Below are 20,222 nucleotides of genomic sequence, written 5' to 3'. Positions count from 1 at the left end.
CATATTTATATTCGTTTTTAAAGTGTAAGCTGTTAAGCTCATTTTATTCAAATGATGTGCAGAGATTATTTCAATGGATAAGCTTAAAAACTTGGCTGCAAAAATGGAACAACGAGAGATATTGCGTCATAAGATATACAAGGTTTGTTATCAATATTTAAATCCTAAATCTGACAAAGAATTAACCTCTGATATGATCTCAGATTTAGAGGAATATGATTTAAGTTATTTGAATGATTTGGATGCCCCTTATTTAATCCATGAAGCAGGCAGCGCGATTGACTTGCCTTATGAGATTATTTACTGGTATTTTCCGTATTTGGATTATTATGAGTGTAGTGATCCTAAACCTATCAATGTTAAGATTTTTGCGGATGTTTTCATAGAATTATTTGAAGTCTATCATGCTCAATGGCAACGATTTAAAGAACTGCCCCAACAAAAGCAAGATGCTTATTATAATAAAATTTATAATGTAATTGGAAATTTTACTGCCATCAAAAATATTGCTGCATCTTCTCACTTATTGATTAATAGGAATGGACTTGGGATTGATGGATATAAAGCAAAAAGAATGATTAAAACTGTTTTATGGGTGACGGGTTTAGAGAAAAAGATGTATGATGCTTTTGACCTTTATTTTAACTTTCCGATAGAGTGGAGTAGTATTCCTCTAGGTATGTTTTTTATTGGGTTGTCAAGCCTTTGCTTCTATGCAGGCACGATATTATCTATAATTTTTGGTGTTCTTTTTCTTCTTTTTGGATTAATGCATCTGTTTCGCCCCTCTACGGCATCAAAACCCTTAACAATCAAAGAATTCGCCGATAAGATCGTTGGATTACGGTTAATGCAATCTTATCAAGATACTCAACAATCAAAAGGACAACATAATGACTAAAATTATTCAGTTTTCAACGATTGGGGCTTTGATGGCAGGACATGTGCAAGGCGAGAGAGATTTTGCTAAGCTCAGTTGTGGATGTAATTTTGGTTTGGGATGTTCGGCGAATTTAAATGGCGAGCTTACGATTTATGACGGCACAGCCTATGAAGCCACCGCAGGTCAATCCTTGGAAACATTGGATTATGAAGAAAAAGTTCCTTTCATTCAATTAACCAACTTTAACCCTGAACATGAATATGTTGTTGAACATGTGAACCATAAGAATATTGAAGCATGTTTAAAGCGTTTTATTCAAGCGCAAAATATTTTTATTGCAGTTTCCTTGCAAGGGGTTTTCGAACAAATTATTTTTAGACGCCCTTATTCTTTAGCAGATGGTGAAGAAAGAAATGTTGATGAACTGGCAGAAACGCAAAAAGTCGACACTTTTCATCAAATTGAGGGACGGTTGATTGGCTTTTGGACACCAGAATTATTTGGTCGTGTTTCTGTTCCTGGTTTTCATTTTCACTTTTTGGATGAGAGCAAGCAAATTAGTGGTCATGTCTTGGAATTCTATATGAATTATGCGCAATTAAGTTTCCAAGAAAAACAAACTATCGAAATTACGAACCCTAAAAGTAACTCTTATAAAAAGATGAATATTGATGTGAATATGTTGGATGAGATGATTCAGAAAATAGAAAAATAATACTCTGCTTTTCTATCTGTTAAGGTGCTTTATACCCGTATATAGTAAATATATTTCCTGTTTCTTCATAAGGGATGTTCAGACGCTCTAAGATTGCTCTGAACTCGTTAGTCTCGTCGATAATTTCGGGTTTGATTAAGGCTCCTCTGAATTTTTCAAGTTGGGGACGGACTTTCATCCATTCAATGTTAAACAGAGGGGGTAACCCTTCGCAATAATAGTTTGACCAACATCCGAACCATGAGGGTATTTTTTCTTCCAATATTGCCATTGCGTTGACAGATTCTGGATGATTTTCTGCATCTGTCACACATCGTACAATATTCGCAGGAGGAAATAGTAATGTATGAATAGCAGTTTGTAGTTCAAGCCATTTGGTTGTGTTCATACAGGAAAATAGACGTTTTTTTGTAATAAGAGCGGTAACGTTTTCTCTTAATTCTTTAAAATATTCCCTGTGTGCAGTGTAATGCATGGTGTATTCTTCATATAAGGTTGTTGCACCTAAAAGGAATGTTTCGGTCATTTGATTGATCTCAGTGTGAGTATTGAATTTTACCTTATTATTTTTGATTAAAAAGTTCACTAATATAATTTTTAACCGCTTTAATTCTGGCACTGGATCTTAATCCACTGTGAATGGACAACCATATTTCTTTATCCAGCTCTGGAATATGTGGTATCACAGGATGTAACAGGTTTGGGATTTCTGTTCCAACAAACGTATCCAAGACACCCAGTCCGTTATTGTGCGTAATGCCATCAAATATCCCCAGAGCATAGCTGCATCGCATCCACGGTGTGGGTGCATTGGGTAAAGATCGTAACCATTTTTCGGTTTCGAAGTGAGCGCGTACTTCGTCAAAACCAACAAAATCCAATTTGCCCCAATTTTGTTTTTCGATATTTACTTTATGTTCTTTGTAGTAATCTTGCCCGCAATATAAACCATAGGAAAGGGTGCCTATTTTTTGAATAATTAAGTTCCCTTGCTCTGGACGGAATGTTCGAATACCAATATCTGCCTCCAGCTTGGTTAAACTATAGGCACGGTGGGAGGTGATGATTTCAATTTCTATATTGGGATGTAATTTGTGAAATTCTGCAAATCTTGAGGTTAAAAAATAAGAGATTAACTCGTTGGCATTGATTTTGACGGTTCCTTCGACCTCATGAAAATCTTGTTGATCGACCGTGCGCTCAATTTCAAAGGCAATTTCCTCCATATCTTTTGCCCAGTCAATGATTTCTTCACCAGCTGGGGTTGGGATACATCCTGCTTGCACGCGCTCTATTAATTTAACGCCCAGTTCTTGCTCTAGTTCATCAATACGTCTTGAAAGTGTTGCTGGGCTAATTCCTGTTTTTTGTGCAGCACGCCGAAGGGTCTTGGAGCGTGCAACGATGACGAGGATCCTGAGGTTATCCCAATTCATATGTTTCATAAGTGAACCACCAGAGCTTATTTGTTGATATTTACATCTAAAAATAAAGCATATATGCTATGTGTGGGAAAAGTAAATCACTATATAAAGATAAAAAGAGTAACATATGCGTAGCTTTTGGGACAGAATCCGTCATGCCATCATGTTTGAGATTTTAGGATTAGTTTTATTTATTCCTTGTTCTGTATGGGTGTTTCACCATTCAGTAACTGATATGGGGGTTATCGGTATTTTTTCCTCATTGGCGGCGACTATTTGGAATTTTGTTTATAATTTAGGGTTTGATAAAACTTTATTGTTTTTTTTGGGCTATGTGAAAAAGAACTTATTAATCCGTGTTCTTCATACAATCCTTTTTGAGGTCGGATTGACTTTGGTTACTTTGCCGATGATTGCTTGGTATTTGAATATTAGTTTCCTAGATGCGTTGATTATGGACATAGGGATCGTTGTTTTTTATCTTGTTTATGCGTTCTTTTTTAATATTGCTTATGATTTTATCTTTCCAGTTAAAGAGAAAGAAACGATTATTCGCACGAAATAGCTACAAAGGATGTTCGTCAATCTGATTGGCTGACATAAACTGATCGAGTATTAAATTGCGGTGGTTTAAAACTTTATTAACTTATTGATTGAGTTTAAATAAAAATATTGACCAATATGATCGTATGAGGAGTCAAAACTATTTTCAATATCGGATTTCAAAAATGAGGATTTACGATCTCTAAATCATGCTCGTTCAATGGGACAAATATAATGATATTTAGAATGTCCTAGCATCGCATAATTGTCTGTTCGAAGGGGGTAAATGGGTTTTAATTGATCCTGTAATGAGAGTTCTAACCAAGCGATATAATCTGTAGCTTCAGATTTACTTTGTAAAACAAGATTTTTCCCACTTAGTAACATGTTCATTATAGAGCTCATTATAATTACTTACAGAGGCTTGTATTCATTAATTTTAGGTAAATCTTATGTTATCAATTAAATTTAATTCATTAGTAGGGGTGCTAATGTTTTTGAATAAATAGATTTTACCAAAGAATAAACCTTTCGAAAATCATTATTCTTTATTTACAAACGATCATTTTAGACAATTAGACATCAAACAAAAAAATTTTTATTTATTGAATAATGTTATTTTTATCAATCGAACGGCATTTTTAAAATGATTGCTGGGTAGGGCATGGTTACCCCTTAATTTGTTGATAGATGGCGGTAATTATTAATCATAATTTTGGTGTGCCACGATGTTTAGTGTTTCAAAAATGAAGCACTATGGGTGATTTGTTGTTGTTTACTTCTAAAATCAGAGCAGATATACTTATGGGTAAGTAACAACAGAGTAAAAAGAAGAAAAAAAATCAAACCCAAATAAAAAAATACAAACTTAGTAATTGATTTGTCAAAAACGAAGAATATAAAACTAATAAAGAGTATTTTAAAATGCGTAGTTTCCGAGATAGAGTTCGGCATGCGATTTCTTATGAGATAATTGGACTATTTTTATTTATACCCGTTGGTGTATTACTATTTAACCAACCTGTCACCGAAATGAGTGTTGTTGCAATTGCTTCATCATTGGTTTCAACAATTTGGAATTTTATCTACAATATATCCTTTGATAAAATTATGGTTTACTTTCGCGGTACAACCGAAAAAAATGTAACTATTCGTGTATTTCATGCAATCTTATTTGAAGCAGGGCTGACTATTTCCCTCGTTCCAGTAGTTGCGTGGTATCTGGGAATAAGCCTGATTACAGCCTTTGTAATGGATATCACCATCGTCTTGTTTTACTTGGGATATACATTCTTTTTTAATCTTGCTTATGACTATATTTTTCCTGTTGACGAGAAGAAAGGTAAGGTGCAATATTCTCTTAATCCTTAATAGCTAAACTGACTAACCATTCGTTTTATTTATTTATTCTTATTTGAGTTTAATCCTCCTGGATTGAACTCTTTTTTTATAGAACTGAATACAATTCGGTATTTAAAAATAAATGGTTAGAAATGGGCTATATACAAGAAAAACTCATTTTTTGCTCAAAATAGTATGATCTCACGGCAATGCTTAATATCGAAACGGACACGTAAACAAGTCAAGGCAATATAAGTAGTTCTGCGATCTGGACTTTTATTTGGGAAATTCCAATCTATAATCTGGTTTTTCCAATAATCCATTAAGATTGGCACCTCTATGCGCATTTTGAAATGTTATTAAGAAAAACCATCATAGAGCATGGTTTTTCTTATAAAAAAGTTGTTCTGAATAAAGCCTAGTAAGCTTGTTGATAAGATTTTGGAGTAAATTGCACCTCATTACTAGGTGTGTTGTTGTCATATTGACTGTTTAATGCCCAGTAAGGATCGCGCAATAAGCCTCGACCAACGGCAATTAAATCTGCATCACCAGAAGCTAGAATATAATCTGCTAATTCTGGATCTTCCAATTTTCCAACAGCAATCACAGGCACGTTGGTTGCTTGCTTGACAGCTCTGGCAAAGGGTACCTGATAACCAGCATTGAAGGATGGATGATGATCTTTATCCAATTGGCCATCACCACCACCGCTGACATGAACAACATCAACACCTGCGGCGACAAATTGTTTGGCAACTTCGCAACCATAGGCAAGGTCAAAGCCATTCTCTCCGAATTCTTGTGCAGAGATTCGTATAATTAGTGGCATTTCTGCGGGCATAACTTCTTTAACAGCTTTAATAATTTGTTTGCCAAACAGGAATTTATCTTGACCATATTCATCCGTGCGTTGATTTAGTTTGGGTGAGTAAAATTGATGAATTAAATAACCATGTGCGCCGTGTAATTCTATGGCATCAAAGCCGATTTCGATCGCACGTTTTGTAGTATCTTGGAATGCTTGAACCAACTTGGCGATCTCTGGTTGACTTAGTTCTTTTGGCGTTTTATATGCCCATTTTCCATCGCCAGCATCAGGGTTACCTTCGTAAATCATTGGTGAGGAGGAAACAACATTTTCCTCGCCCAACGATTTGCGTCCTGCATGAGCGATTTGAATAGCAATTTTGCTGTTATAAGCATGTGCTGCATCAACGATTGGTTTAAAGGCATCGCGTTGCTCATCATTCCATAATCCAAGGCAATTTGGAGAAATACGACCATTTTCAGCAACGCTGGTCATTTCCACAATGATAAACCCAACCCCACCTACAGCACGAGATGCATAATGCACATAATGCCATTCATTTGCGATGCCATTTCGGGCTTGGTACTGACACATAGGTGGCATCACTACACGATTTTTCACGGAAAGTCCTTTGATTTGATAGGGGGTGTTTAAATGATATAATTTGGTCATTTATTTTGTCTCGCCTTTATAATTGAATTATCTATGAGTATAAGAAGAATGCTGATATAAATATAATAAAGCTTTTATATAAAGATTATAAATATGGATAATATCAGATCATTAGATTTTAATTTACTAAAAGTCATGGATGCATTACTGGATGAACGTAATGTTACCCGTGCCGCAAAGAAATTATCACTAACTCAGCCAGCCGTCAGTATTATGCTAAATCGGTTACGGGATAAATTCAATGATCCCTTGTTTGTGCGTGCGTCTCATGGGATGGTGCCGACTGATCGGGCTTTATCTTTGTCAGAGCCGATAAAAAAAATATTGCTAGAGATTAATCTTTTAATGCAGCCTACGCAGTTTAATCCGTCTGAATTAAAAATGACATTTACGATTGCTGCAAATGATAATGATATGATGGTAACGGGAATTCCTTTTGTGATGGCTTTGAAACAACAAGCCCCCAATGTAAAGGTTGCTTTTGTTTCATATCATAAATTAGATGTTCAATTGATGTTGGAACGTGGAGAGTTGGATATATTACTAACGGATCCATATTATTCCCCTGAATTTTTATATCAACGCGTTTTATATCAAGAACGCTATGTTTGCGTGATGCGTAAAGATCATCCTTTGGCTCAATTAAAGCAGATGAATTTAGAGGACTTTTGTAATTATGAGCATGTGCTTGTTTCTCATCATGGTGGGCAATTTTGTGGGGTTACTGATACGGCATTAAAAAAATTAGGGCTCAATCGTAAAGTGGCATTATCTATTACCAGTTTCTTGCTGTTACCTTGTGTGTTGGAACAAAGCAATTTTATTGCAGTTGCCCCAGAACGTGTTGTAAAAAAATTTACTAATATGATAACAGTTGATGCACCTATTGAAATACAAGGTTTTACTAAAATCATTGCTTGGCATGAACGCAACCATCGTGATCCAAGGCAACAATGGTTAAGGCAATTAATAGCTAACATATCGAATGAAGCATAGAGCAGGGGATTGAACATTGGCATGGCTAACATGATAAAATCATCATGCAATAGCGTCATTCAGTCTTTTGGTATTTTCATAACTGTTTAATTTTTGGAAAACTAGTTCTAAGTTTATTACAATCAAAAATATGCGTGATTATGTCTTGTTTGTACTATTTTAAACCGAATAGTTTGTAGGTAATATAGTTTTATTTATGTCTATATTTTCTGTAATATTTTTGTACGAAATCATTTACTTTATGGGTGGGAAACACTAAGGTTTTTCCTTAACTTTTGAAAGTAGGAAAAGGAAATGTCTCCTCCATCTTCTGTTGCACAGCAGAAATTAAAACATCACATTCGTCATGAATGTTTACGTGCGTTTAAAACAGCTATTCCCTTAATCATCAGCTTTATTCCTTTTGGAATGATGTTGGGTGCCCAAGCCAAGATGAAAGGGATGAGTTGGTTGGAGTTAGTTTTGATGTGTGGGGTGAATTTCGCTGGTGGTTCAGAATTTGTGGCGATTGGTCTGTGGCAACAAACGCCACCTTTGCTGATGATTGTCTGTATGACATTGTTGGTGAATTGTCGCCATATATTAATGGGTGTTACCATGATCCCAATATGTCGTAGGCAACCTGTGCGTAAGATGCTGTTATCTTTCTTTTTATTGTGTGACGAAACATGGGCGCTTTCGTTACAAGATAGCTATCGAAGAATGGAAGAAGGGTATCGTGAACCTTTTAGCTATCCTTATTATATCACAATAGCGATCTCTTTTTACATTACTTGGATCATTACAGCACTTTTGGGGCTATTGATTGGGCCTTTGTTGGGGGATTTAACCCAGTATGGGTTTGACATGGCGTTTCCAGCAGTATTTATTGTTTTGTTAAAAGGGATGTGGAATGGATGGCGTCGAGGAATTCCTTGGGCTTGTAGCTTGTTGGTTGCTTGTGTCGTTCATCTCCTGATCCCTGGGCAATGGTATGTGATGGCAGGCGCGATGACAGGATTGTTGATTGTGTTATGCTTACCTCCAAGTTTTTTCGAGATCAATCATGCTAGATAATTTAATTAATCACCATGCATTTTTAACAATTTTATGTATGGGTATGGTGACCTATTTAACGCGTATCAGTGGATATCTGTTATTAAGGAATAGAAATTATCCACGGTTAACAAGAATTCTTGAGATATTACCAGGATGTGTGATGATTTCTTTGATCGCACCTATTTTTGTAACAGGTAAACTGTCTGATTTCATCGCAGTTATTTTAACGATTTTAGCTGCAATGCGTTTTTCTTTTTTAATGACATTAATTGTCGGTATTGGATCAGCAGGTGTATTAAGACATTTCTTGCCAATGATATTGCATTAATCACATTAAAAAGAGATTTATATACAAATATAAATCTCTTTTAGAAAAAATCTCATTTAACTTTAGTATTCTATTTTATTATTTAACTTCAGTATTTTTAATTCATGCAATGGCGTGGTTACTAAAATTATTATTTTGTGAACGACTGACATTGCCTTGTATAAGCTCTTGTAGTTTCTCAAACGCTCTTACTTCAATTTGTCGAATACGTTCCCTTGATATATTGTATATTTGGGAAAGCTCTTCAAGAGTAGCAGGCTTTTCTTTTAATCTCCTTTCTACTAAAATTTCGCGTTCCCTTGGTTTAAGAGACTTCATTGCTTCTTGAAGCATATTCTTGCGGTTTGATAACTCTTCTTGTTCGGCATAATTTTCCTCTTGATTGCTGCTTTCATCAACCAACATGCTTTGCCATTCGTCATAATCATTATCATTCCCAATAGGTGAGTTTAAACTATGATCATGTGCGCTTAGGCGTTGGTTCATGTTTTGCACTTCAATTTTGGGCACTCCTAAAGATTTAGAGATCATCTCTAGTTGTTCAGGATTTAGGTCATTTTCACCAAGGGCTTTGATTTGGCTTTTCAAACGGCGAAGATTGAAAAATAGTTTCTTTTGCACGGCTGTTGTACCAATTTTAACCAAAGACCAACTGTGTAAGATATATTCCTGAATAGCAGCTTTGATCCACCAAATGGCATAAGTTGTAAAACGAAAGCCTTTTTCGGGATCAAATCGTTGGGTTGCCTGTAACATCCCAATGTTGCCCTCGCTAATTAACTCGTTCAAAGGTAAACCATAGCCTTTATATCCAGCTGCGATTTTGACAACCAGCCTTAGATGGGCGGTAATCAAACGGTGTGCGGCTTCGATATCTCCCTCATTTCTCCATTTTGTTGCATATTCATACTCTTGCTCTAACGTCAAAAGTGGAAATTTGCGTGTGTACTGCATATATTGAGTAAGGTTTGTATCCGGAGATACTTTTAACATTGAAGACACCATAAATTTATGCTCCTTTATGATATTAACTTTGCTGTCGCAAAATTGTTCTATAGATCTTTTTAATTTCGATATACGACCTTGTTTGGTCGCTTTTGTTTTTGATTGAGAAATTATCACTCAATGATTATTTTCTACCAGACCAAATTAGTCCTGTCAAAAGAAATACGCCCTTTATTTACGCTTTTTGATCGATAAAAACGATTTTGGATCGCAATATTATTAATCGTTAATAAATCATATCGCACAGACTTGCATTTAAAATAACTGTATGACACATAATAAAGGCTTTGTTAATAAAAAATTAACGAAAAAAATTATAAGTTTTTAAGAATTTGTAACGTTTTGAGAGCGATTAAAATGATTCGTTACGGGGCGAATCGGAGATTCTTTGAAATTGGACTTGATTGTTTTTATTTGTCATCATTATGAATTTTTTCAATTACACGATTTTATGAATTGACATATAATTTGTACATCAATTCTGCCATGTCTGGGGGCAAGTCGCTTTCAAATTGCAGATATTGTTGTGTAATTGGATGTGTAAATCCTAAAAGGGTCGCATGAAGTGCTTGGCGTGGAAAATCCAAAGCATTATTTTTTTGTTCTTGTGGAATATGTTTAGAGATCGCCGGAACTCGCTTTAAATAAACAGGATCACCAACCAAAGGATGTCCTTCTTTAGAGAGATGAACACGAATTTGATGGGTCCGGCCTGTATCAAGCTTACATTGGATTAAACTGATGGCAGGATTAACGATTTTTAGTGTTTTATAGTGGGTTCTGGCGAATTTTCCGCCACGTTTGACGACAGCCATTCTTTTGCGATCATAAGGATCGCGTCCTATATTGCCCTCGATACTGCCATTGGTAGGATTTAATACACCCCAACACAAAGCAAGATATAACCGATCAATATTTCTGTTGGCGAAATCTTCGGATAGTTTTGTTAATGCTTGCTCGGTTTTTGCCACGACAATGATGCCTGAGGTATCTTTATCTAGTCGATGTACAATGCCTGGACGTTTTTCCCCACCAATACCCGTCAACTGGTCGCCACAATGGGCAAGCAATGCATTGACTAATGTACCGTCTTCGTTCCCAGGGGCAGGATGAACAACTAAGCCTGCGGGTTTATTAATCACGATTAAATCGTGGTCTTCGTATAAAATATCAAGTGCGATATGCTGAGCTTCAACAATATATGGTTTTGCTTTTGGAATAGACAACTCAATATGATCGCCTTCTCTGACAGAAATTGATGGATCACGAACGATTAAATGATTGCGTTGGCACAGTCCTTGCTCTATTAGCGATTTAATACGAGATCTGGAATAGTCATCGCATGTTTGGGCAAGGAAACGATCAAGACGGATATTATTGTTTTCTTTTGCAACGAGGGCTACAATAGAAGACTCAATCATATTATTTATATCAGACATAGAGAAAGTTCCAAAAAAGAGATGAATATGCCACCAGAACAAACAACAGAGCCTTTAACATCGAAAAACAAAGGAATGTTAGCATTAGTTATTTTCCTTGGGGTGTTGATTATTATTGCGACGACCGTTCTGATTTTTGTCATCGTCAGTCGTATTCTTCATAAAAATGACCATCCAGCTGTTGCTAATGTTACAAGCTCTGCTCCCTCTATTACTCGTCCAGTCAGTGTTTTACAAGAGCCTAATGGTACCCATATTACCCAAGTGTTTCGCCAATCTGATCAAACGATGGCTATTTCTCTGAGTGGTGGTGGGCTGCCTGATCGTGTAATTATTTGGGATGTTGCTAATCAACAAAAGTTATCTGAAGTAAAATTATCTGAAACGCCATCTTCTGGGCAATAACACTGATATAACATGATAAAGGGCGTTTGAATTGGTCTATAGATAGTATTATTAGGTTCAATCACGCTCTATCATATTGGCATTTCAGTTAAGGTTTGGTGATGTATATTATCCAGTAATATCATTTTTGAGATCTTAATTGTTGCAGTAAAACTAAGTATTTCATTTAAGTTTATTTGATGGTGGATTTTGTGAAGCGCTACGTCTTTATATTTTCCGTGATAATCAAGTAATTTAGTATTTTTTCAATTCCAAAATGCTTTTGACTGATCATAAATATATAAATTATCATAATCTATCATTTAAATATTGCATAAGATATCATAATATATCATTTTGTCTAAGGAAAAACGATATAAAAGTGAGAACAAAACGGTCAACTCTTCTTTTCCCTCATTTGATTTTTTTTGGTCTGATGGGCAAATCGTGGTTCTTTGGGCGTTTAGGAATCATGAGAATGAGGACAAGACAAGAAATTATGCTTCATCAAGCTATTTTACATATAACTGCTCCAGAATCTGTTGAGATTTATCCAAATAATCGATTTGATGTGTTAAAAGATAAAGTCTTAATCGCCCGATATGGCGGCGAATGTTATGTAATGGCTATGCTGGCTGCGGGGCATATTGACATTTGTGTAGAATATTCTTTGCAACCTTATGATATCATACCTTTGATTCCAATTATTGAACATGCAGGCAGGGTTGTAATTACTCTTGATTGAAGCAGACCTGAACAAGGTGGGGCTGTGGTGGCAACGGTAAATTTAGAGTTGCATCAACAAGTGTTGCACTTGTTAAATATAGAAAGATAATATGGATGTTACAAAAATATATCAATGATCGGCATTCAACACGGATTGCTTTTTTTATTGCTGGATTGGTTACAGCAATTTGGGCCGTGATTGTGCCTTTTGCAAAAATGAATACAGGGATTAATGATGCTGTATTAGGGACATTGTTGCTCTGTTTGGGAACAGGGGCATCACTTGCGATGCCAACGGCTGGTCTTTTAACGTCTCGTTATGGATGTAAGAAGGTAATTATTGCTTCGGTTTTCATCATTTTAATAACGCTCCCATTTTTATCTTTGATCACCCATTCAATTTTATTAGCTATATTTCTTTTTGGTTTTGGAATTGGCATTGGATTGTTAGATTGTGTTGTTAATATTCAGGCAGTCATGGTAGAGAAAAAAGCTCAAAAAGCTCTGATGTCTGGATTTCATGGCATGTTCAGCGTTGGGGGGATTGCAGGGGCTGGTTTAATGACTGGTTTTCTTAATGTTGGTGTCAATATTGTTATTGCAACATTAATGATGATGTTACTTTGTATTGCTTTTCTTGTCGTATGTGTTCCGCATTTAATATCGGATGTCAGCCCTACCAAAGGTCCAGCGTTTGCTATTCCTAGGGGGGTTGTTTTGATTATAGGTATTGTTTGCTTTATTGTATTTATGGTTGAAGGGAGTGCATTGGATTGGAGTGCCGTTTATTTAGTTGATTCAAAACATATCAATGATTCATTGGGGGGCTTGGGCTATGTATTTTTTGCATCTTCAATGACTTTGGGGCGCCTGACAGGGGATTATATTATTGGCAAATTGGGTGCAATGCGGGTTGTGATTGCTGGTGCAATTATCACCGTGATTGGATTTTATTTTGTGATTACGGGTGTTGAATTATATACGCTTCTTGTAGGATATTTATTGATTGGTAGTGGATGCGCTAATATTGTTCCCGTGATGTATAATCAAGTCGGCAAACAAAACACAATGCCACAAGCTGTGGCAGTACCTGCAATAACAACTTTGGGATATTTAGGCATCTTAGCGGGACCTGCGGGTATTGGGTTTATTGCCCATCACAGCTCTTTGTCCCATGCGTTTATCTTTGTCGCTATGTTAATGGTGGTGGTGTTGATTATGGCGATCGCTTTGCGAAACCATCTGAAAGCTGGCTAAAGATTACTAAAATATATTGTTTATTTGATTTTAAAGAGAATAAAACCGATGCTCGATTATGCTGCTTTCCCTCAACAAAGACAAGAATTGATCCATCGAAGACTGTTAAAAAACGGTAGTGTGGTCTGTGCTGTATTAGCAGAAGAATTAAATGTATCAGAACATACGATCCGTCGTGATTTACAAGAACTGAGCCAGCAAGGAATTTGTAAAAAAGTTTATGGTGGAGCCGTTTTATCCGCATTAAGGAATGATAATTTTGTTGATAGAAAACAAAGTAATTATGATGAAAAAAAACAAATAGCGCAAAAATGTATAGAATTTATTCAAGATAATGGTTGTGTTTTCTTGGATGCCAGTACAACAAATCTTGCTTTGGCTAAGGCATTACCCAAAGAGATCAAGGGAACTTTTGTCACGAATTCTCCTGAAATTGCAGTATCCTTATTACAACTTGAATATTGTGAAGTCATTTTATTGGGCGGAGAGATCCATCGTGATACAGGGGGTTGTATTGGTGGGATGGCGATCCAACAAATACAAGAAATGATTTTCGATCAAGTCTTTATCGGAGGATGTGCGATGGATCATGAGGTTGGATTAACAGGATTTTGTTATGCAGATTGTGAATTCAAAAAAATCGTCATTAAACAGGCTAATCAAGTGATTGTCCCATTAACAAAAAATAAGATTTCGATGGTTGCGCGCTACGTAGTGGCAAGATCAGAAGAAATTGATATTATTGTTATGAGTACCGCATTAGATGCTACATTATCTTCACAATTTAAAAATAATATTCGTTTTTATCATACCAATCAGGAAAAATAAGGCTTTATTTAGTATCGTTATACAAATTCTAATTATAGGTTGTCTTGCATTTATAATACAGAATATTATGCTAGTTGATAAAATTGTTTTACAACAATTCAAATTAGAAAATGAAGTGGCAACTATTATATGATTTAGTTTATTTAACACGTGCTACATTCGTTTAAAAATGAAAGACTATCATTCTTCGAAATAATTTTTGGTCGGTTGATTGGACGTAAAAAATGAATAGAATTCTAGATGTATTAACGAAAAATAAAGATAAATATACTGAAATTCGTCGTAAAATTCATCAAAATCCAGAATTAGGATTTGAAGAACAAGATACCAGTAACCTGGTTGCAAAGTTATTAGCAGAGTGGGGGTATGAAGTTCATCGTGGTTTAGCAAAAACGGGTGTCGTTGGCACCTTAAAGGTTGGCAGCAGTGATAAAGTCATTGGACTTCGTGCGGATATGGATGTTTTACCAATCCTAGAGAAAAATGATAAACCTTGGATCAGTAAAATCCCATATAAATTTCATGGTTGTGGTCATGATGGACATACCACGATGCTCTTATGTGCTGCTGAATATTTGGCAAAAACCAAAAATTTTGATGGCACCCTTCATTTGATTTTCCAGCCTGCCGAAGAAACCTTATATGGTGGCAAGCACATGATGGATGATGGGTTGTTTGATTTGTTTCCATGCGATGTTATCTATGCCATTCACAATATGCCTTCTTTAAAAAAAGGTGAATTTTATATCACCAAAGGGGCAATGATGGCTTCTTCTGATACAGTTCATATTGAAGTGACTGGTTTGGGTGGACATGGGGCAATGCCAGAACGAACGATTGATGCTGCGGTGGTGGCTTGTCATATCGTGGTGGCATTACAGACGATTGTATCGCGCAATGTTGCTCCACAAGAGGCTGCGGTAATTACGGTGGGCAGCATTCAATCAGGCGATGTCCCGAATGTAATTAATGAAAAAGCATTATTAAAATTAAGTGTTCGCAGTCTGCATCCTGATACACGTTCATTATTATTGAAACGCATTACTGAAATTGCTGAAGGACAAGCAAAAAGTTTTGATGCCAGTGTTAAGATAGATCATATTAATGGTAGTCCTGTTTTGGTTAATGGTGATCAAGCGGTTGATTTTGGGGTAAAGATTGCCACAGAATTATTTGGTGCAGAGAAGGTGCATACTGATTTATCCCCAGTCATGGGCAGTGAGGATTTCGCATTTATGTTAGAAGCCCATCCAAATGGGGCATATTTCTTTGTTGGGAATGGTGATCAACCAGGAAATTGCATGGTACATAATCCTGGATATATCTTTGATGACGATATTATTATTCCAGCAGCAGCTTTTTGGTGTGCTATTACTCAAGAATATTTAAAAAAATAATAGTCTATATTCGGGTTGAGTATCATTTTTATTAATCTGAATAGTATCTATTTCTGCGTGTTATACTCGAAGAATTGCTTTACATATGGGACAGGCGCTAAAATTCTTTGAGAAATATTATAATATATTTAATATATACAAATAATAATTGAAATAAATTAAAATAAAAATACTTTTATTTTAAATACTTATAATTAATTTGATTGTATAAATAAAATTATTACATTAAAAATTACTTTTAATATTTAAAATAAGACAATTTATGATATAATAATACTATCTTTACTAATAAGTTTTCAATTTATAGTTGATATTTTTTTAAAAATTAATAGTAAAGATTTTTTTAATTATAAATTTTTTAGGTATTTTAAATGGTATTCTTAGTTAATATTAATAAAAATCAAATTAATACTTCTGCTGGTAAAGCTGGTAAAATAAAAGACGTTGGTGGGGTGAATGGTTCACCTATTTCAATTGCGCCTGGTTTTCCAGATCTTGAAGATCAATTTAACCAAATGGGTGTTACCCATATTCGCTTGCATGATATTTTTGGAATAGGGGATATTGATAATGGTTTTGTTGCTAATAGATCAAGCAATCAAAATCAATTAATGATTAATGTGCCAAGTGCTTCACAAGCAAAAGCAAGAACTTTTATTGCAGAATATGCAAATAAAAGAACAATCTTTCCGTATGCTGCGGCGGGGATGAGAGCAAAAAATCTTTCTCTTGCGATGCAAAACGTAAATTATAAACCAACCGACAGTTATATCAAACGTATATTAGATAATAATCCGTCTGTTAACCCTAATAATATCCAACGAGAAGTTATGTTTCGTGTTGGACGTACTTTGGATGGTGGTTACGAAGTTCCAGAGAATTTCGATATTTATGCTAGCTTAGTGGGAGAGGTTGTAAAACGTTACTCTTTAAATTATCAATCTATTGGCTTGCCCAGAAAAGTGACGTATTGGGAAATTTGGAATGAACCAGACCTGACGTTTTTTTGGAATAATAATAACCCACAAGTCTATTACGAATTTTATTCAAAAGTAGCACGTATGATTAAATCCATTGATCCAGATGCTAAGGTCGGCGGTTGTGGTGTAGCCAATGGTTATAATCCAGGTGGGGCTTATATTGATGGTTTGTTAAATTATTGTCGTACAACAGGTACTCCTATTGATTTCTTGTCTTGGCATTTTTATGGCAACTTAACTGCGGATCCACAAAATGTTATTGATATTGGGAATGCTATTCAAACCGCTTTAACCAAATATGGTTATAGCAATATTGAAAGTATTTGTACAGAATGGAACTCTTCTCCTTTTGGTAGAGCGAATATTCTTTCTAATGTTCAATCAGCAACAAATGCGGCTTATTTGACATCTGCGTTAATTTTTATGCAATATTGTAAAACAGATAAAGCCTATTATTATCGTGGTGATGCAAGTTCTTTTGGATTATTTAATGATCAGCCTAATCCAAGTGACGCGAAACTTAAGAATTTTTGTACATGTGCTGCACAAGGATTTTATTTATTCAACAAAATGCTTGAAACCCCAAATATTCTTAGTCACGATAACCAGTTTAATACTGGACTTGCAACGATGGCTGCACAAAATGATGCTGGTAATAAAATCAATATTATTGCAGCTAATTATCAAATTGACACAAGCTTTGTTTCTGGAAGTTCAGCTAAATTTAATTACAAACAACATTATTTAGATACGAACAGAACAGTTAATCAGTTAAATGATAGCTGGAGTATAAATGAATGGTTTGGTGGTGTTGATCCAAATACGGTAACTTTTAACAATGCTGTGACACAAAGAACGGTTGTTCCACAATTACCTGTTTCTGGTTATTTACGAGCCAAAGCTAGAACTTATACCCAAAGCAACACAGGGGTTGGGTTCCAAGTTAATAATATATCAAGTGGTTATACAAGTTTTAAATTGACCGCATACAGAGTGATCGAAGGTACGCGTCTAGATCGTATGACTGCGTCAGAAGTATCTGCATCAATTCAAACCTCTTTTGCCGGTGGTGTCCTTAAAATTACGGATACTGGTGCAAAACCATCTACTGTTACTTTATATACTATCGAATTGATCGGTAATGATGGTAATAATAACGGCAACAATAATGGTGATAACGGCAATAACGGCAACGATAATGGTGGTAACAACGGTGGTAATAACGGTGGTAACAACGGTGGTAACAATACCGGCAATACCAGTGGTGTTGTAAGGCATACTGTTAAACTTCCGATTGGTAAAAGATTAGCTATTCGTGATATCTTGCCACCTAATTATGTATTTACTGCAAATAAAAGATATAAAATTGCAATTATAAGTAAATTTGGAGCAATATATGTATGTCCTGGTACTACGGTTTTCAATGCGGAAACACAAAATTGTGGTTCTACTCTAGCAAAAACCTTTGATATTGAAACGGGCACTTTAATTTTTACGCCTTATATTTCTGGTGTTTTATACCAAAATCCAAATCTCAATGGTAATGAATTCATAGGTGGAGGAAGCTCTTCATCAGCTGGTGCAGATACGTTCACTTACGTATTAATTCCTTTGGATGAAGATATCAATGGTGGAATTTATGGTGATGGTACAAGCGGTATTGTAAGACACCAGTTTAAAGCACCATTAAACAAAAAATCGCCAATTCGTGACTTTTTACCACCTAACTATGTATTTACTGCAAACCAAAAATACTTCATCGCATTCATAAGTAAGTTTAGCCCTATATATTCATGTCCTGGTAGTACGATCTTTAGTGACGCACAACAAAGTTGTGTTACTAATATCTCAAAGACGTTTGATATAGGAGATCGCTTAAGTTTTGTACCTTATATTTCTGGTGTTTTGTATAAAAATACAAATCTTAACGGTAATTCTTATGTTGGTGCGGGACAATCTACACCTGCTGGATATGATACAATTGATTATGTGTTAATTCCTGAATAAGATTGCTTCGTTAGTAGGAATAATTATACTCTTTTTCAGTCAATATATAAATTATATTGACTGAATTCATATACTCCAAAGCAATCTAAATTGATGGCTAAAGAAATATATAAAACTAAAATATGTTGTTTCTATTTTAAAGGGGTAGTCCCTTAGCTTCAAGCTGATTGTTGATTAAATCAGCTTGAATTATATTTATTATGCTTTTGAGTTGTAAACTATAAATTGACTTGGATGCAGGTCGGATACAGATCCGCCTTGGATGATAATTTCATGGTTGCCCAAATTTAATACAGCATCACCGCTAACATCATTTTGAGAATTTTTTAATAGCGCAGATAAAGAGCTGCGATTTAAACCATAATTAAAGAGTGCAATTTGGTTATCTTCAGAAGCAAGAAAATCGGTAATAACCGTTGAACCATTTGCTACATCACTGCTGGTAAATGCAAATAAATTGGATCCTGCACCCCCTGTGAATGTAGAGTTTCCAACACCAGCCGTTAACGTATCATCACCGCGCCCTCCCACAGCCACCAAAGAAGATCGACTGCCAGATACTGTGTTGGCATAAATCCCAAATGCGCCTGTTGATCCTGCGGCGTTTAATGTTTCATTCCCATCTTGTGCAGTAAATATATTACTTTGAGCATTATAGGAATTGATTGTCATATTCAGCCCATCAGAGCCTTTAATATTAACTTGTCCTTCAACATGAAAAACATTTGTATTGCCAGTGCCGCCTGAAAAAGAAAAATCTTTGCCAATGTAATAAAAGTCGTTGTTATGACCACCAGAGACGACAAGATTATCATAAGCAGACCCAATAGTACTATTATAAGTATTTTTTAGAACACTTTTGCTTATCTTAGATGGATCTGATTCGTTGGTTGTGTTTCCTAAAAAAGAGATATAATTTTGTTGTCCGCCAATCACATGGCTGTTTGAACCGACATAGATATAGTTATTGATGTTTCCTGATGCTGGATCATTAACAGGGTTGCTCATGTCGTAGACATAAGCTTGATTTGAAATATTGATGTTTGAATGACCCCCATTAATTGTAACATAATTATAGGCATTAGGTTTATAATCCCCATAACTATAAACAGTATCAGTACCATTTAGCGTTAAAGAATTATTACCCATTCCTAGAGTTATTCTGTTACTTCCATAACCTGTAAGAATGGTGTTGTTTCCATCTCCAACTTGGATTTCATTGTCACCATTGCCAATCTGAAGCTTATTATTCCCATTACCAAAAAGAATATAATAGTTATCATCATCTAAGGTTAGATTTGTGTCGCTGTCTCCGATAGTAATATTATTTACAGAGGTAGTAAAAGTAATTGCATTTGTGGTTGATTGTAAGAAGACAAAATTAACCAATTTTTCGGAACCACTGTTAGCATTTTCAACTAGTTGTGCAGATGTATTGCGCCTCATAC

The 20,222-nt window shown here is 35.4% G+C and carries 20 protein-coding genes; 13 read left to right on the top strand and 7 right to left on the bottom strand.

From position 1 onward, the window contains the following. The first annotated feature begins 73 nt into the window (after window positions 1-73). The gene (locus PQG54_RS08215) at window positions 74-901 is read left to right on the top strand and encodes a hypothetical protein (RefSeq protein ID WP_271789966.1); all 828 of its coding nucleotides are present in this window, start codon (window positions 74-76) and stop codon (window positions 899-901) included. Continuing rightward, window positions 894-1,598, top strand: coding sequence for an acetolactate decarboxylase (locus tag PQG54_RS08210; RefSeq protein WP_271789965.1), 705 nt, complete (start codon window positions 894-896; stop codon window positions 1,596-1,598). The genes PQG54_RS08215 and PQG54_RS08210 overlap by 8 nt, the downstream gene beginning before the upstream one ends. A gap of 19 nt (window positions 1,599-1,617) precedes the next feature. On the opposite strand, the gene PQG54_RS08205 is transcribed toward PQG54_RS08210, so the two are convergent. Continuing rightward, a complete protein-coding gene (locus PQG54_RS08205) occupies window positions 1,618-2,124 on the bottom strand; it encodes a DUF6678 family protein (RefSeq protein WP_271789964.1) in 507 nt (168 codons plus the stop codon). A gap of 37 nt (window positions 2,125-2,161) precedes the next feature. Next, window positions 2,162-3,043: a LysR family transcriptional regulator gene (locus PQG54_RS08200; protein ID WP_271789963.1), complete on the bottom strand. Its 882-nt coding sequence runs from the start codon at window positions 3,041-3,043 to the stop codon at window positions 2,162-2,164. Between the two features lie 106 nt (window positions 3,044-3,149). On the opposite strand from PQG54_RS08200, the gene PQG54_RS08195 reads away from it, so the two are divergent. Further along, window positions 3,150-3,587, top strand: coding sequence for a PACE efflux transporter (locus tag PQG54_RS08195; protein ID WP_271789962.1), 438 nt, complete (start codon window positions 3,150-3,152; stop codon window positions 3,585-3,587). A gap of 185 nt (window positions 3,588-3,772) precedes the next feature. Here the strand turns inward: PQG54_RS08195 and PQG54_RS08190 are convergent, their stop codons facing one another. Continuing rightward, window positions 3,773-3,958 (bottom strand): hypothetical protein, encoded by a 186-nt coding sequence (locus tag PQG54_RS08190; protein ID WP_271789961.1) that lies wholly within the window; start codon window positions 3,956-3,958, stop codon window positions 3,773-3,775. Window positions 3,959-4,489: 531 nt separating this feature from the next. Here PQG54_RS08190 and PQG54_RS08185 point away from each other — a divergent pair. Further along, window positions 4,490-4,936, top strand: a complete 447-nt coding sequence (locus PQG54_RS08185) for a PACE efflux transporter (RefSeq protein WP_271789960.1) — start codon at window positions 4,490-4,492, stop codon at window positions 4,934-4,936. Window positions 4,937-5,324: 388 nt separating this feature from the next. On the opposite strand, the gene PQG54_RS08180 is transcribed toward PQG54_RS08185, so the two are convergent. Continuing rightward, window positions 5,325-6,389 carry an NADH:flavin oxidoreductase/NADH oxidase gene (locus PQG54_RS08180; protein ID WP_271789959.1) on the bottom strand — a complete coding sequence of 355 codons (1,065 nt, stop codon included), beginning with the start codon at window positions 6,387-6,389 and terminating at the stop codon, window positions 5,325-5,327. Window positions 6,390-6,482: 93 nt separating this feature from the next. On the opposite strand from PQG54_RS08180, the gene PQG54_RS08175 reads away from it, so the two are divergent. The 3 genes from PQG54_RS08175 to PQG54_RS08165 all read left to right on the top strand — a co-directional run bounded on the left by PQG54_RS08175 (window position 6,483) and on the right by PQG54_RS08165 (window position 8,751). Beyond that, window positions 6,483-7,385, top strand: a complete 903-nt coding sequence (locus tag PQG54_RS08175; RefSeq protein WP_271789958.1) for a LysR family transcriptional regulator — start codon at window positions 6,483-6,485, stop codon at window positions 7,383-7,385. A 294-nt stretch (window positions 7,386-7,679) separates the two neighbouring features. Beyond that, on the top strand, window positions 7,680-8,441 hold the full coding sequence (locus tag PQG54_RS08170; protein WP_271789957.1) for an AzlC family ABC transporter permease: 762 nt from the start codon (window positions 7,680-7,682) through the stop codon (window positions 8,439-8,441). After that, the gene (locus PQG54_RS08165) at window positions 8,431-8,751 is read left to right on the top strand and encodes an AzlD family protein (RefSeq protein ID WP_271789956.1); all 321 of its coding nucleotides are present in this window, start codon (window positions 8,431-8,433) and stop codon (window positions 8,749-8,751) included. Before PQG54_RS08170 ends, PQG54_RS08165 begins: the two co-directional genes overlap by 11 nt. A 102-nt stretch (window positions 8,752-8,853) precedes the next feature. On the opposite strand, the gene rpoH is transcribed toward PQG54_RS08165, so the two are convergent. Both rpoH and PQG54_RS08155 read right to left on the bottom strand, forming a co-directional pair. Beyond that, window positions 8,854-9,756, bottom strand: coding sequence for an RNA polymerase sigma factor RpoH (gene rpoH, locus PQG54_RS08160; RefSeq protein ID WP_271789955.1), 903 nt, complete (start codon window positions 9,754-9,756; stop codon window positions 8,854-8,856). Window positions 9,757-10,205: 449 nt separating this feature from the next. Then, window positions 10,206-11,195 carry an RluA family pseudouridine synthase gene (locus PQG54_RS08155; protein ID WP_370866901.1) on the bottom strand — a complete coding sequence of 330 codons (990 nt, stop codon included), beginning with the start codon at window positions 11,193-11,195 and terminating at the stop codon, window positions 10,206-10,208. A gap of 27 nt (window positions 11,196-11,222) precedes the next feature. Between PQG54_RS08155 and PQG54_RS08150 the strand changes: the two genes are divergently transcribed. The 6 genes from PQG54_RS08150 to PQG54_RS08125 all read left to right on the top strand — a co-directional run bounded on the left by PQG54_RS08150 (window position 11,223) and on the right by PQG54_RS08125 (window position 18,774). After that, window positions 11,223-11,600, top strand: coding sequence for a hypothetical protein (locus tag PQG54_RS08150; protein ID WP_271789954.1), 378 nt, complete (start codon window positions 11,223-11,225; stop codon window positions 11,598-11,600). A 457-nt stretch (window positions 11,601-12,057) separates the two neighbouring features. Then, window positions 12,058-12,324 carry an FIG domain-containing protein gene (locus tag PQG54_RS08145; protein ID WP_271789953.1) on the top strand — a complete coding sequence of 89 codons (267 nt, stop codon included), beginning with the start codon at window positions 12,058-12,060 and terminating at the stop codon, window positions 12,322-12,324. A 95-nt stretch (window positions 12,325-12,419) separates the two neighbouring features. Then, window positions 12,420-13,562 (top strand): MFS transporter, encoded by a 1,143-nt coding sequence (locus PQG54_RS08140; RefSeq protein WP_271789952.1) that lies wholly within the window; start codon window positions 12,420-12,422, stop codon window positions 13,560-13,562. A 48-nt stretch (window positions 13,563-13,610) separates the two neighbouring features. After that, on the top strand, window positions 13,611-14,390 hold the full coding sequence (locus PQG54_RS08135) for a DeoR/GlpR family DNA-binding transcription regulator (RefSeq protein ID WP_271789951.1): 780 nt from the start codon (window positions 13,611-13,613) through the stop codon (window positions 14,388-14,390). A 224-nt stretch (window positions 14,391-14,614) separates the two neighbouring features. After that, window positions 14,615-15,787 carry a M20 aminoacylase family protein gene (locus tag PQG54_RS08130; protein ID WP_271789950.1) on the top strand — a complete coding sequence of 391 codons (1,173 nt, stop codon included), beginning with the start codon at window positions 14,615-14,617 and terminating at the stop codon, window positions 15,785-15,787. A 371-nt stretch (window positions 15,788-16,158) separates the two neighbouring features. After that, a complete protein-coding gene (locus PQG54_RS08125) occupies window positions 16,159-18,774 on the top strand; it encodes a GH39 family glycosyl hydrolase (protein WP_271789949.1) in 2,616 nt (871 codons plus the stop codon). Between the two features lie 198 nt (window positions 18,775-18,972). Here PQG54_RS08125 and PQG54_RS08120 read toward each other — a convergent pair whose 3' ends face one another. Next, entirely contained in the window at window positions 18,973-20,220 is a 1,248-nt protein-coding gene (locus PQG54_RS08120) for a calcium-binding protein (protein ID WP_271789948.1), read from the bottom strand. Window positions 20,221-20,222: the final 2 nt, after the last annotated feature.

This window comes from Commensalibacter communis, from assembly GCF_947179015.1.
GTDB classification, from domain to species: domain Bacteria; phylum Pseudomonadota; class Alphaproteobacteria; order Acetobacterales; family Acetobacteraceae; genus Commensalibacter; species Commensalibacter communis.
This window is presented reverse-complemented; position numbering and strand designations above follow the sequence as displayed.